A 13,786-nucleotide genomic window follows, 5' to 3' on the forward strand; every position below is an offset into this window, starting at 1 on the left:
GCGCCCTTGGAGGGCCCTGCTCAGTCCTCGGGGAGTTCCACCGGGGCGATCTCGTCGTAGACGTCGCCCGGGCCCGGGTTGGCCGGGTCCGTGCCGCCGCCGAAGTGGTGCATGACGCCCCATACGGCGTTGAGGGCGGTCTGTACGGCGCCCTCGGCCCAGCCGGCCGTCCAGGAGATGTCGTCGCCCGCGAGGAAGATGCCCCGCTTGTCCTCGGGCAGCCGGTCCTGCATGAAGTGGGTGAACAGGCGCCGCTGGTAGCGGTAGTGGCCGGGCAGGTTGGCCTTGAACGCGCCCATGAAGTAGGGCTCGTTCTCCCAGGAAACCGTCACCGGGTTGCCGATGATGTGCTTCCTGATGTCGACCTTCGGGTAGATCTCGCCGAGCGACTTCAGCATGACCTCCATCCGCTCGTTCGCGGACAGCGGCAGCCACTTCAAGCTGTCGTCGCACCAGGTGTAGGAGAGGCAGATGACGGCAGGCTTGTCGGGGCCGTCGTCGAGGAGGTAGGTGCCGCGCGTCATCCGGTCGGTGAGCGTCATCGACATGACGTCCCGGCCCGTTTCCTCGTCCTTGTCGAGCCAGAACGGGCGGTCGACCGGCACAAAGAGCTTGCTCGACTCCATGTAGTGGGTGCGCTCGATCGCCGTCCAGTGGTCGATCGGGAAGAGCGCGTCGTCGCAGGCGACCTTGGACAGCAGCATCCAGGACTGGGCGGTGAAGATCGCCGCCCGGTACGTACGGATGTCGCCGGAGGCGTCGGTGACCGTGATCCCGTTGCCGGCCGTGCGGTTGAGGCGGGTCACCGCGGGCCGCGGGGCCCCGTCGTGCAGGGTGGCCAGCGACGTCCCGTACACCCAGTGCACGATCTTCTGCGGCTCGCGCTCCCACAGGCGCAGCGGGAGCTGCTGGCTGCCGCCGACGATGCCGCGGTGGTGGTCGTCGGCCTCGGTGTAGACGACGCGCAGGATCTCCAGGATGGAGTTCGGGAAGTCGGTGTCCCAGCCGCCGGTGCCGAAGCCGACCTGGCCGAAGATCTCGCGGTGCCGGAAGGACTTGAAGGACTCCGACTCGCAGAGGAAGCCGTAGAAGGTCTGGTTGTCGAGCTTCTCGACGAGCTTCGCCCAGATCTCGCGGATGCGCGGTACGTCGCGCTCGCGCATGGCCTGGTTCATGTCGGAGAAGTCGGCTCCGTCCTCGAGGCAGGCGTTCCACGCGTTCATCACGTCGCGGTAGACCTGCGGCAGGTCGTCGACGCTGGTCGCGTAGTGCGACTCGCCCTTGAGGTCGACCACGGTCGAAGGGGTCGCCTCGGCAAGGGGGTTGGGGAACGGCTCGGTCCGCAGCCCCACCAGGTCGATGTAGTGCTGGAGCGCCGTGGAGGACGGCGGGAAGCGCATCGCGCCCATCTCGGCGGTGAGGGAGGGGTCGCAGCCGTCGAAGCCGACCGTCCGGAGCCGGCCGCCGATCTTGTCGGCCTCGTACACAACGGGCTTGAGGCCCATCTTCATCAGCTCGTACGCGGCCACGATGCCGGACAGACCGCCGCCGATGACGGCCACCTCGGCGCCGAGCTCGGTCGCAGGTATCTGGCCCAGACCCGCGGGGTGCGCGAGGAAGTCGTCGTACGCGTACGGGAAGTCCGGGCCGAACATCGTGATCGGCGGCTGCGCGTCGGTGTGCGGGACGGCGGGGGGCACCGTGGACGTCATGGGGTACGGACTCCTTGCGGGGAAAGCTGGTTGGTGAGGCCGCCCGGTGGATCTGGGGCGGGCCCGGTGGATCTGGGGAGATCAGACGAGGGATCCGTAGAGGCCGGGGCGGCGGTCCTTCAGATACGGGTTGGCCTCGCGCGAGGCGGCGAGGAGAGCGGGGTCCACGTCACCGAGGACGAGTTCCTCCCCGCGGCCGGCGCGGGCCCGGGCGCCCCCGTCGGGCCCGGCCAGCGTGGAGAGCCCGACGAACTCGAACTCCCCTTCCGCACCGACCCTGTTGACGTACGCGACGTACATCTGGTTCTCGAAGGCGCGCACCGGTACGACGGACTCGGCGACGAACTGGAACGGGTGCATCTGGGCCGTGGGCACCACGAGGAAGTCGGTGCCGGCGAGGGCGTGCGCGCGGACGTTCTCCGGGAACTCCACGTCGTAGCAGATCATCAGGCCGACGCGGAGGCCGTCGAGCTCGGCCTGGACCACCGGCTCGTCGCCCGGGGTGAACCACTCCTGCTCGAAGCAGCCGAAGAGGTGGGTCTTGCGGTAGTTGGCGAGGCGCGTGCCGTCGGCGGAGATCAGCTGGGCGGAGTTGAAGACCAGGTCGCCCGCGCGCTCCGGGTAGCCGTAGGCGATGGCCACGCCGTGCCGGGAGGCGATCTCGGCGATCTCGTCCGCGGAGTCGCCGTCGGCGGGCTCGGCGAGCCGGTGCACGTCGGCGCCGATCGCGTAGCCGGTCAGGAACATCTCCGGGGCGGCGAGGAGCCCGGCGCCCGCGGCGGCGGCACGGCCCGCGGCCTCGTCGAGGACCTTGAGGTTCTCGACGACCGAGCCGGGACGGCCGGAGCTCTGGAGGAGGGCGGTGCGCATGCGTGTTCCTCACCGGACGGAAGGGTGGTTGTGGGGGCCATGTAGACGGTACGGGCGGCGGGCTCGGGCGGACAAGGAGGAGCCGTTGCGCGCCGGTGAACGAATCGTTGCGTCCGTCGGCGGTGCGGCGGCGATTCGTTGCGCGCCCCGGACCTGCGCCACGGGCATGAGGGCCCGTCCTCCCAGAGGCGCAGGTCAGGGGTGTGCTCCCCCGCCGGACGGCGGAGGCGCGGTGCAGCCTGCGGCGCGATGTGGCACGGCGTCGGCGCCGGGACAGTGAGTGCTGTCAAGCACCCGCCGTCGAACCACCGAACAAACCACCGATCGAACCACGAAAGGGCCGACATGAACCGCCGTACGAAGACCGCCGTGCTCGGGCTCGGTGCCGCTCTCCTCGTGACCGCCGGAGCCACTGGGGCCACGGGGGCCGCCGGGGCCGTCACGTCCGCCTCCGCCGGCGCCACTGACTCCACCACCTCAGCGCCGTCCGTCGCCTCCGCGGCCGGTGAGCGGCAGCGCGAGGCCGCCGCGCTCACCGGCCGGGCGAAGCTGTACCGGTCCGCCGGGGACGACATCACGTTCTCCTTCGACGCGCATCTGGCGGCGAAGGACACGGACGATCCGCTGAAGGCCACCGGCACCTTCGAGTGGAGCCACTACGCCGGCGGCGACGGCGCCTGGGCGAAGGCCGAGGTGGACTGTCTCGTCACCGGCGGCAAGGTGGCCGTCGTCTCCGGGGTCGTCACCGATTCGGACCTGCCGGGCGCCAAGGGCAAGCGGGTCGGCATCACCGTCCATGACACCGGACGGCAGGACCGGCTCGGGTACAGCTGGGCCTCCACCGGAAACCCCGTCGAGACGAAGGACCTGCCCAAGTGTGTCGGCTCCGCGCCCTTCGAGAAGGTCAAGAAGGGCACGGGCGACTTCACGGTCGTGCCCTGGAACCCGAAGTTCTAGCGGCGCGGGCGGCCTTCTTCCCCGATGCCCTCTTCCCGGCGGCCCGCTTTCCGACGGCCCGCTTTCCGACGGCAGCCAGCAGCGCGGCCGTCACCAGGTAGGGCATCGCGAACAGGGCGAACGCGGCGCCGTGCGTGGTCGCCGACCCGATCACCCCGTAGGCGCCGTACACGGCGATGATGGTCAGGTCGGTGCCCACCCCGGCCACCGAGGTCAGGGTGGCCCGGCCGGTTCCGCCGATCCGGTCCTGGAGTCGGGCGTCGGCCAGCACGCTCGCCAGCTGGAAACCGCAGAAGGAGAGCGCCACCAGACCGATGCCGGCCGGGGTCCGCACCCACGCCCCCGCGGCCAGTGCCACCGCGGAGACCGCGAGCAGCCCGGCGAACCCGCCCGTGCCCAGCCGTCGGCCGACACCGGCGAGCAGGCCACCGACCGTCGCCCCCGCCCAGATAAGCAACAGCCAGTTCGGGACGGCGCTCTCCGCGACGCCCGTGTCGCGGACGAGCAGCGGGGTGTACTCGTCGAGGGCGCCCCACACGGCGGTGACGGCCGGGACGAGCAGCAGGGCGCCGCGGACGGACCGGTCGCCACGTGCCTCGGCGAGCCCGGCCCGCAGCGTCCGGGTCCAGCCGCCGCCAGGCGCGTCTTCAGGGCCCTCGCCCAGTCCCTCACCAGGTCCGTCGGCCGGTTCCCGGTGCTCCGGGAACCGTGTCGCGGTGGCCGCGGTCAGGAGGCAGGCCAGCACACTGGCGAGCCCGACCGCCGGGTAGCCGCCGAACGCGTACACCGGCCCGGCCAGCGGAATCGCCGCCATCACGGCCACGAGCCCGGCCGCGCGGGCCCGGCCCATGACGGCCGCGTACCGGTCGGTCGCGCCGAGGCGGTCCAGCTCCTCGTAGACCAGCGCCTCCAGCGCGCCGGAGCCGAGCGCCCCCTTGGCGCCCCAGAGGACGAAGCCGATGGCGAAGGCCCAGTACGACGGGGCGAGTACCCACAGGGTGAATCCGGCGGCCGTGAGCAGCGGTCCGAACCACAGAAGCAGGCGCCGCGAGACGGCGTCGGCCCAGGCGCCGGACGGGATCTCCAGCAGGACGCCGGTCAGCGACCACAGGCAGAACAGCGAGGAGATCTGCCAGACGGTGAGCCCCGTGTCGCTGAACAGCAGGGCGTACACCGGGTAGAGCAGGACGAAGTCGTCGAGGAACGCGTAGCCGTACAGCGTGGCCGACAGCCGCCGGACGGCGGGGCCGGAGCCAGGGCCGGTGCCGGGCACACGCGCAGGTGAGAGAGTCATGAGGCCTTCCCGCAGGGACCGCAGGGACAGTTCGGACGCCGGAGATACGGCGTCCGAGGCGGTCCTCGGGCCCCTCGGGAGGCACGGCTGGTGGATCAATGTCGCCAGGTCATGACGTAAATGCTAGTCCGAACGGACCACCCGGCCCAGCGAGAATGTCGTGATCACCGCCGCGTGGTCCGACGGCCAGTCGTTGTCCTCGACGTCGGGCCAGGTGCGGGGAGCGCCGGTGACGAGGGTCCGGGAGTCGAGCACCTTGAGCCCGGCGCCCGCGTACAGGACGTAGTCGATCCGGTCCTGCGGCTCGGGGCGCCCGCTGCCGTCCTCGTGCTCGGTATGGATCGGCGACCAGGTGTGGCCGGGGCTCCGGACGGGGTCCGGGTGCGCCTCCCGGTAGGAATCGCGCAGACCGGCCTCCTCCGCGGCCCTGGTCACGGGCCACTCGGAGTCGTCGCGGTCCAGGTGGGAGGGCGCGTTGAAGTCACCGACCAGGAGGACCGGAGTGGTGTCGCGGGCCGCCAGGTCCGGGGCCATCGCGGCCAGGATCTCCCGCATCTGCCCCAGCCGTACCGACTCGTGGGCCGCCAGCTCGGGCCCGGCGAGCCCGTCGAAGGATGCCTCGTACGGGCCGTACGGCGTGTAGTCGAGGTGGGCGCTCCACAGCACGACGTCCTGGTCCGGGCCGAGCGTGACGCGTACGCCGGTCCCCCCGTAGAAGCCGGGGTCCGCGGCACCCAGCCGGCCGGTGATCGGAAACCGGCTGATGACCCCGAGGTTCTCGCCCGCCTGGTGGTACTCCCAGCCCAGCGCGTCGGCGAGTTCCCGGGCGGCGGTGCCGTACGTCTCCTGGAGGCCGACCACGTCGACGCCGGACTCCAGAATGATCTTGAGCTGCTTCTCGCGGTAGTGACGGACCTTGGTGCCGCCGAACCAGAGGTTCCAGCTCATCACACGAAGTTCACGCGGGTCGGACGAGTCACGCAGGTCGGACGACTCAGGCAGGTCAGAAGGGTCGGTCAGGTCAGACGGGTCAGAGGGCTCGGGCACCTCACGGGTGGTGATCATGTCGCGCAGTCCGGCCGGGGTCACGTCCTCCAGGCTCTCCCGGACCGTGCGGCCCGGCGCGGCGGCGATCGGGGCGAGCGACGGCACCGCGAGCACCGCGCAGCCCGCCGCCTCCGCCGAGGAGACACCGGTCCGGGTGTCCTCGACGGCCACGCAGGAGGCGGGCTCGACGCCGAGGGCGCGGCAGGCGGCGAGATACGGGTCGGGGGCGGGCTTGGTGCGCGGGGTGTCGTCGGCGGTGACGGTGACCGCGAAGCGGCCGGCGCCCAGACCCTCGACGACGAGGTCCGCGATGACGCGCGGCGAGGCGGTCACCAGAGCGGTGGGCACGCCGTCCTCGGCCAGTGCGTCGAGGAGCCGGAGCGCGCCAGGCCTGGCCACGACACCGGAGCGCACCCGGTCGGCGAACTCCCGGTGCAGATCGGCGGCGACCTCGGTGAACGGGGCGCCCGTGGCCCGGCTCAGCATCTCGGCGGTGTGCTCGACGGGCCGTCCGAGCACGTCCTCCTCGTCGGCCTCCGTGAGCGACCGGCCGAGCCCCGCCGCGACGTGCTCGACCGCCTCCCACCACAGCCGCTCGGTGTCCACGAGGGTCCCGTCCATGTCGAACAGGACGGCCTGGAGCGGCTGTTGGGGAAGGTGGGGGGTGGGCAGAGCAGGATTGGTGTGGGGGGTCACGCGGCTCTCTCTCACAGGCGGTCGGCGACCAGGACGGGACGTTCGGGCAGGCTCACGGTCACGGCGGTGCCCGCGCCCAGCGCGGCGGCCTCGTGGGTCGGCAGGTCGGCCTTCACCTCGGTTCCGTCGGCGAGCCGGACGGTGACGCGGGTGGCCGCGCCCAGGAAGGCGGAGGAGACGACCCGGGCGTCCGAGGCGTCCTCGGCCGTCACCCGTACCGCCTCGGGCCGTACGAGCACGTCGACCTCCGGCGAGGCGGGCGCCTCACCGTCTACCGGCAGCCGCTGTCCGAGCACTTCGACCGTTCCGTCGGTCACCCGCCCCGGTATGCGGCTCATCGTGCCGACGAACTCGGCGACGAACGCCGTCGCGGGCCGCCCGTACAACTCGGCCGGAGCCGCGCACTGTTCGAGCCGTCCGGCCCGCATCACGGCGACCCGGTCGGCCATCGACAGGGCCTCCTCCTGATCATGTGTCACGAACAGGGTGGTGATGCCGAGTTCCTGCTGGAGTCGGCGGATCTCCTCGCGCAGCGTGAGCCGCACCTTGGCGTCGAGCGCCGACAGCGGTTCGTCGAGGAGCAGGACGCGAGGCTGAAGCGCGAGCGCGCGGGCGAGCGCGACGCGCTGCTGCTGGCCTCCGGAGAGCTGGTGCGGGAAGCTCGCGCCCTTGTCTCCGAGGCCGACGAGTTCGAGCAACTCGGCGGCGCGCGCCTGCCGTTCGGTCGTACGCACCTTGCGCATCCGCAGCCCGAAGGCGACGTTGTCGAGCGCGCTGAGGTGCGGGAAGAGGCTGTACGACTGGAAGACCATCCCGGCGTCGCGGCGGTGGGCCGGGACGCGTGTGACGTCCTCGCCGTCGACCAACACCTCACCGGAGTCGGGGTGTTCGAACCCGGCGAGCATCCGCAGGGCGGTGGTCTTGCCGCAGCCGGACGGGCCGAGCAGGGCGAGGAGTTCGCCGGGCCGTGCGGTCAGGTCGAGCCCGTCGAGGGCGACGGTCTTGCCGAACTCCCGGCGCAGGCCCCGGAATTCGACGGTCGCGGCCGTCGTGGCCGCCTTCTCAAGCGTGGTTGCGGTCATGGTTCATCCCCGGGGAGCGGTACGGGAGCGTCCGCCGAACCCGGCGAGCGCGAGAAGGAGTGCCCACGTGACGAGCAGGCTGAGCACGGACACGGCGACGGACAACTGGGCCTGCGAACCACTGACGTTGACGATCCACACGGCGAACGGCTGGAAGCCGAGCAGCTGGGCGACGGTGAACTCGCCGAGCACCAGGGCCAGCGTGAGGAACGACGCGTTGAGCAGCGCCCCGCGCAGGTTCGGCAGCACGGCCCGTACGAGCGCCTGCGGCCAGCCCGCGCCACAGCTGCGGGCCGCCTCGACGAGGGTGCGTACGTCCATCGCGCGCAGCCCGGCGTCCAGGGCCCGGTACACGAACGGCAGCGCCATCACGACGTACGCGAGAACGAGGACGAACGGGAAGTCGGGGTTCTGGATCGACACGAACGTCTGGAACAGCGGGGTGCGGGAGAGGTGTTCGGGCCCCCACTTCAGGACCGTGCCGATCCCGGCGACGAACGCGATGGGCGGGACGACGAGCGGCAGCGAGCAGACGATCTCGACGACGGGCCGCAGCTTCGGCGCGCCGAGCCGCAGGGCGACCATCGCGGGCACCATCAGCAGCAGCACGATCGCGATGGTGGCGGCGGCCAGTTCCAGCGAGAGCAGCAGGCTGGAGACGAACCCGTCGGTGCCGAAGATCTGTGTGTACGCATCGAAGGTGACGCCCTCCCCCGGCACGTCGACGGTGAAGACGACGGACGCGGCCAGCGGCACCAGGAAGTAGAGCGCGGCGCCGGCGAGGACGACCCCGCGCCAGGGACGTACGGACTGGTTCAGTTGTCGAGCCATCGCGCGCTCCGTCGTTGCAGGGGCAGGTACACGGCCATCACCAGGCCCGCGACGAGGACCATGTCGAGGCTGAGGGCGAGCGCCACGTTCTCCTGGCCGACCAGGACGTTGCCGGAGATGGCGTCGGCGATCTGGAGGGTGACCAGCGGAACCGAACTGCCCACCATGGCCGCGGCGGTGGCGTACGCGGCGAAGGCGCTGCCGAAGAGCAGCACGAATCCGCCGAGGAGTGAGGGCGCGAGGACGGGCAGGGCGACGTGCCGCCAGTACTGGACGGCGGTGGCGCCGTTGTTCCGCGCGGCCTCGCGCCACTGGACGCGCAGTCCGTCGAGGGCGGGGGTGATGGTGAGGACCATCAGCGGGATCAGGAAGTAGAGATAGACGATCACCAGGCCCGAGAAGCTGTAGAGGTTCCAGCCCTTGTCGGCGAGGCCCAGATAGCGGGTCAGGACACCGGAGTTGCCGAGCGTGGCGACGAACGCGAAGGCCAGCGGGACGCCGCCGAAGTTGGCGAGCACGCCGGACGCGGTGAGCACGGCCTCGCGCAGCGCGCGGAAGCGGGAGGTCACCACGGCCTGGGCGAGCAGCAGGCCGAACACCGTCGAGACGACCGCCGAGACGGCGGACAGCTTGACGCTGCCGAGCAGGGCGGTGAGGTACGCGCCCTTCAGCGAGGCGGTCAGGTTCGCCGTGGTGTACGAAGTCGCCCCGGTGGCGGGGTCCTTGACGGTGAACGCGCCGTTCAGCATGGCGAGCGCGGGGATCCCGAAGGCGAGCGTCACGAAGGCGAGCAGCGGGACGACGGCGAGCCAGCCGGGCGCGTGGCGCCGCCGCTTCGGGGAAGCGACGGGCGCCACGTCCACACGGGTGAGGGTCGCGGTCATCCGGCGACGGCCTTGCCCCAGCCCTGGCCGAGCACGGTCTTGGCCTTGCTCTGCTGGGCCTCGGTCGGGAAGGCGGGAGTCCCGGAGACCTCGGGGAGCTTGGCGGCGGCGGTCTTGTCGAGCGTGCCGGCCTTCTCCATGGCGGTCATCAGGGCCGGGCGGGCGTACCCCTTGAGCCAGAGGTTCTGGCCCTCGGCGCTGTAGAGGTACTCCTGCCACAGGCGGGCTGCCGCCGGATGCGGGGCGTCCTTGTTGATGGCCTGCGAGTAGTACTGGGAGAACTTGCCGTCGGACGGGACCGCGACCTTCCAGTCGAGACCCTTCTTCTTGAACTCGTCGGCGTATCCGGCGTTGAGGTAGTCCCAGTCGATGCTGATCGGCGTCTCGCCCTTCTCGACCGTGGCGGGAGTCGACTCGACGGGCGTGTAGTTGCCGTTCTTCTTCAGCTTGGCGAAGAAGTCGAGGCCGGGCTGGATGTCGTCGAAGGAGCCGCCGCTCGCGAGGGAGGCCGCCCAGACGCCGCCGAAGGCCGAACCGGACTTGGTGGGGTTGCCGTTGAGCGCGACCTGCCCCTTGTACTGCGGCTTCAGCAGGTCCGCGAAGGTGGTCGGGCAGGTCTTGACTCGCTTGGCGTCGCAGCCGATGGAGATGTAGCCGCCGTAGTCGTTGAACCAGCGGCCCTTCGCGTCCTTCTGCCCCTCGGGGATGTCGGCGAAGCCCGCGACCTTGTAGGGCGCGAGGAGTCCCTGCTGGGCGGCGCTGAGCGCGAACGAACTGCCCAGGTCGAGGACGTCGGGCGCCCGGTCCTGCCCCTTCCGCGACGTCACGGCGTTGATCTCGTCCTGGCTGGCGCCGTCGGGGTTCTCGACCTCGACCTTGATGCCGTACTTCTTCTGGAAGCCGTCGATCAGGGCGCCGTAGTTGGCCCAGTCGCGGGGCAGCGCGATCGCCTGCAGCGTGCCCTCCTTCTTGGCCGCTTTCACGAGGGCGTCCATGCCGCCGAAGGCCTCCGCGGAGGTCGCGGTGGCGGCGCTCCTGCCGTCGGTGGTGGTGGACGCGTCGTCGGGGGCCGCGCCGCAGGCACTCAGGGCGAGTGCGGCGGCGCCGACGAAGACGGCTGTTCTGGGCAGGGACACGGTCACGTTCTTCTCCAGGGGGCGCGCAGGGATCACACGAGACGCAGAGCTGGTCGGCAGAACTTGTCTGAACAAGTTGGCCCAAGTAGGCCCGGCGTTGATGACCTGTTCGTAAACATTGTCGAAACCGTGACCCTTGATTTCCCTGCCACTCGCCGGGCGCACGTGTCACCGGCGATCCTCGTCTAGGCTGATCAAGGGGTACACATCTGCGCACAGAGGGGGAGCATGGCGACGCGACACGAGGAGATCGCCGAGGAACTCAGGCGGGCGATCGACCGCGAGGAGTACACGGTGGGCAGTCGACTGCCCGCCGAGACCGACCTCGCGTCCCGCTACGGCGTCTCCCGCGGTACCGTCCGCCAGGCCGTCGCCGCCCTGACCGCCGAGGGTCTCATCGGTTCCCGGCAGGGCGCGCGCCGCGTGGTCCTCGCGAGCCGCCGCAGCCAGTCCTTCGAGGAGCTGCGCTCCTTCGCCCAGTGGGCCCGCGCGATGGGCCGCGAGGCGACGGGCCATGTGGTGTCGTCGCAGTACCGCCCGGCCACCCCCGAGGACTCCGTCCGCCTCCAACTGCCCACGGACACCCCGGTGTTGCACGTCCTGCGCGTACGCGGCCTGGACGGCGACCCGGTCCTCCTGGAGCGCACGGTCTACGCGGCCTGGATCTCCCCCGCCGTAGAGGCCGTCGAACCGGACTGCCCCTCGGTCACCCAACGCCTGTACGAGGACACGGGCCTCGTCTTCGCCTACGGCGAGCACGTCATCGACGCGGTCGCGGCCGGCGCCCAGGACGCCGAACTCCTCGACGTCCGCCGCACCAGCCCCCTCCTACGCGTCCGCCGCGTCACGACGACCCGCGAGGGCCGCCCGGTCGAATGGTCCGACGACCGCTACCGCCCGGACGCCATCACCTTCAGCGTCCACAACTCCATAGCCAACAACGCCCTGGCCCGCCAATCAGGCCAGTCGGACTTCTGACCCCGGCCCTTCCAGGGACGCGAGGAACCGCGCGCCCAGCCCCCACCCACCCACCCACACGCGACTACGGACCTGGGGGTCGCCCCTTCAGGGGCACAGGGAACGGCGCAGTCCTTGGTCTTTGGGGCACGGGGAACGGCGCAGTCCTTTAGGGGCGCGGGGAACGGCGCAGTCTTTGTTCTTTGGGGGCGCAGGGAACGGCGCAGTCCTTTAGGGGCGCGGGGAACGGCGCAGTCTTTGTCATTGGGGGCGCGGGGAACTGCGCAGTCCTTTAGGGGCGCGGGGAACTGCGCAACCAGCCACAACGAGCCCGCAGCCGCCACACCACCCCGCACAAACACCTACGTGGGCGACCCCGAAGAAAACCTCCGCAACAAAGGCGAAAGCACCAACACGGACTTGGTCCGCTCCACGAACGGCTCCCCCGCGATCCGCTCCAGCACCCGCTCGAAATGCCGCATGTCAGAAGCGAAAACCTGCACCATCGCATCCGCCTCCCCCGTGACGGTGGACGCGGCCACAACCTCCTGATACCGCTCGAGCCCCCGCTGAATCGTCTCCGGCGAGGTGTTCCGCCGGCAGTAGATCTCGACGAACCCCTCGGTCTCCCACCCAAGCGCGGCGGGGTCGACCCGAACGGTGAACCCGGTGATCGCCCCGGTCGCCCGCAACCGGTCCACCCGCCGTTTCACCGCGGGCGCGGACAGCCCCACCTCCTGCCCGATGTCGGCATAGGAGCGGCGGGCGTCCTCGGCGAGGGCGTGCACGATGCGTTCGTCGAGATCGTTCAGCACTGCGGGTGGATCACTTCTCTGGAGTGGCGAGACGGGAGCGGCGATAGCCGTAACTGAAGTAGAACACGAGCCCGACGGCCATCCAGACCCCGAAGACGACCCAGGTCACGGTGTCGAGGCTGCCCATCATCCACACGCAGAAGGCGAAGCCCAGCGCGGGCATCACCGGCGACAGCGGCACCCGGAACGTACGGGGCATCTCGGGCCGCGTACGCCGCAGCACCACGACGGCCACATTGACCAGCGCGAAGGCGAAGAGCGTGCCGATGCTGGTCGCGTCGGCGAGCTGCCCGAGCGGAATCGCCGCGGCGAGGACACCGCAGAACAGGGACACGATGACCGTGTTGACGCGGGGCGTACCGGTCTTCGGGTGGACGCGCGAGAAGACCTTGGGTACGAGCCCGTCGCGGGACATGGCGAAGAGGATGCGGGTCTGCCCGTAGAGCACGGTCAGTACGACACTGGCGATGGCGATGACCGCGCCGGCCGCGAGCAGCGTGCCCCAGAAGGCGTCCCCGGTGACGTCCTTCATGATCCCGGCGAGCGCTGCCTCCGAGTCGGTGAAGCCCTGCCAGGGCTTCGCGCCGACGGCGACGGCCGCGACGAGCACGTACAGCGCGGTCACGATGATCAGGGAGAGCATGATGGCGCGGGGCAGGTCGCGCTGGGCGTTCTTGGCTTCCTCGCCCGCCGTGGAGGCTGCATCGAACCCGATGTATGAGAAGAAGAGGGTCGCTCCGGCGGCACTGACGCCCGCCATGCCGAGCGGCATGAAGTTCTCGTAGTTGCCGGACCGGAAGCCCTGGATGCCGATCGCGCAGAACAGCAGCAGCGCGGCGATCTTCACGACGACCATGACGGTGTTGGCGCGCGCGGACTCGCGGGCGCCGCCGAGCAGGAACGCCATGGCGAGCAGTACGACGATGAGCGCGGGCAGGTTGAAGACGCCCCCGTCACCGGGCGGCGCCGAGAGCGCGTCCGGGATGGTGACGCCGATCGTGCCGTCGAGCAGCTCGTTCAGATACTCCCCCCAGCCGACGGCGACGGCCGCGACGGAGACGCCGTACTCCAGGACCAGACACCAGCCGCAGATCCAGGCGATGAGCTCGCCCATGGTTGCGTACGCATACGAGTACGAGGATCCGGCGACCGGGATGGTGCCCGCCAGCTCGGCGTACGAGAGGGCGGAGAAGAGCGCGGTGAGGCCGGCGATCACGAAGGAGACGGTGACGGCCGGGCCCGCCTTGGGGACGGCCTCCCCGAGCACCACGAAGATGCCGGTGCCGAGCGTGGCGCCGATGCTGATCATCGTCAGCTGCCAGAGGCCGAGGGAGCGCCGCAGGCTGCCGCCCTCGCCCTGGCCACCCTCCGCGACCAGGCTCTCCACGGGCTTGCGGCGCATCAGACGCGCGCCGGCGCCCGGGGGCTCGGGGGTGGGGTGACTGCGGGACTGCGGGGGTGCGCCGTGGTCGAGCACGCGGCTGGCTCCTTCATCGCTGCCGGTC

The 13,786-nt window shown here is 70.9% G+C and carries 12 protein-coding genes; 2 read left to right on the forward strand and 10 right to left on the reverse strand.

The genetic code is table 11. The features are described from left to right. Window positions 1-20: 20 nt before the first annotated feature. Both ACN20J_RS10155 and ACN20J_RS10160 read right to left on the reverse strand, forming a co-directional pair. Window positions 21-1,712 carry a flavin monoamine oxidase family protein gene (locus tag ACN20J_RS10155; RefSeq protein ID WP_419665750.1) on the reverse strand — a complete coding sequence of 564 codons (1,692 nt, stop codon included), beginning with the start codon at window positions 1,710-1,712 and terminating at the stop codon, window positions 21-23. 81 nt (window positions 1,713-1,793) lie between these two features. Continuing rightward, window positions 1,794-2,582: a carbon-nitrogen hydrolase family protein gene (locus ACN20J_RS10160; protein WP_190229266.1), complete on the reverse strand. Its 789-nt coding sequence runs from the start codon at window positions 2,580-2,582 to the stop codon at window positions 1,794-1,796. A 345-nt stretch (window positions 2,583-2,927) separates the two neighbouring features. Between ACN20J_RS10160 and ACN20J_RS10165 the strand changes: the two genes are divergently transcribed. After that, entirely contained in the window at window positions 2,928-3,539 is a 612-nt protein-coding gene (locus ACN20J_RS10165) for a Repetin (RefSeq protein ID WP_190229267.1), read from the forward strand. Here ACN20J_RS10165 and ACN20J_RS10170 read toward each other — a convergent pair. The 6 genes from ACN20J_RS10170 to ACN20J_RS10195 form a co-directional block, all read right to left on the reverse strand. Then, entirely contained in the window at window positions 3,508-4,833 is a 1,326-nt protein-coding gene (locus ACN20J_RS10170) for an MFS transporter (protein ID WP_419665751.1), read from the reverse strand. The two genes, ACN20J_RS10165 and ACN20J_RS10170, sit on opposite strands and share 32 nt — an antisense overlap. Before the next feature lie 123 nt (window positions 4,834-4,956). Then, window positions 4,957-6,501, reverse strand: coding sequence for an HAD-IA family hydrolase (locus tag ACN20J_RS10175; protein ID WP_419668864.1), 1,545 nt, complete (start codon window positions 6,499-6,501; stop codon window positions 4,957-4,959). 86 nt (window positions 6,502-6,587) lie between these two features. Next, window positions 6,588-7,658, reverse strand: a complete 1,071-nt coding sequence (locus ACN20J_RS10180) for an ABC transporter ATP-binding protein (protein WP_190229269.1) — start codon at window positions 7,656-7,658, stop codon at window positions 6,588-6,590. A gap of 3 nt (window positions 7,659-7,661) precedes the next feature. After that, window positions 7,662-8,489 (reverse strand): ABC transporter permease, encoded by an 828-nt coding sequence (locus ACN20J_RS10185; RefSeq protein ID WP_189839851.1) that lies wholly within the window; start codon window positions 8,487-8,489, stop codon window positions 7,662-7,664. Beyond that, window positions 8,474-9,373 carry an ABC transporter permease gene (locus ACN20J_RS10190; protein WP_190229270.1) on the reverse strand — a complete coding sequence of 300 codons (900 nt, stop codon included), beginning with the start codon at window positions 9,371-9,373 and terminating at the stop codon, window positions 8,474-8,476. Before ACN20J_RS10190 ends, ACN20J_RS10185 begins: the two co-directional genes overlap by 16 nt. Then, complete coding sequence (locus tag ACN20J_RS10195; protein ID WP_189839853.1) at window positions 9,370-10,515, reverse strand: ABC transporter substrate-binding protein; 1,146 nt, start codon at window positions 10,513-10,515, stop codon at window positions 9,370-9,372. The genes ACN20J_RS10190 and ACN20J_RS10195 overlap by 4 nt, the downstream gene beginning before the upstream one ends. Before the next feature lie 222 nt (window positions 10,516-10,737). Between ACN20J_RS10195 and ACN20J_RS10200 the strand changes: the two genes are divergently transcribed. Next, window positions 10,738-11,487: a GntR family transcriptional regulator gene (locus ACN20J_RS10200; RefSeq protein ID WP_190229271.1), complete on the forward strand. Its 750-nt coding sequence runs from the start codon at window positions 10,738-10,740 to the stop codon at window positions 11,485-11,487. 341 nt (window positions 11,488-11,828) lie between these two features. On the opposite strand, the gene ACN20J_RS10205 is transcribed toward ACN20J_RS10200, so the two are convergent. Beyond that, window positions 11,829-12,281, reverse strand: a complete 453-nt coding sequence (locus ACN20J_RS10205) for an Lrp/AsnC family transcriptional regulator (RefSeq protein ID WP_055618648.1) — start codon at window positions 12,279-12,281, stop codon at window positions 11,829-11,831. 10 nt (window positions 12,282-12,291) lie between these two features. Next, window positions 12,292-13,758, reverse strand: coding sequence for an amino acid permease (locus ACN20J_RS10210; protein ID WP_189839855.1), 1,467 nt, complete (start codon window positions 13,756-13,758; stop codon window positions 12,292-12,294). Between the last annotated feature and the right edge of the window lie 28 nt (window positions 13,759-13,786).

Source organism: Streptomyces sp. 2-1, from assembly GCF_048564895.1.
In the GTDB taxonomy this organism is placed as follows: Bacteria; Actinomycetota; Actinomycetes; order Streptomycetales; family Streptomycetaceae; genus Streptomyces; species Streptomyces phaeochromogenes.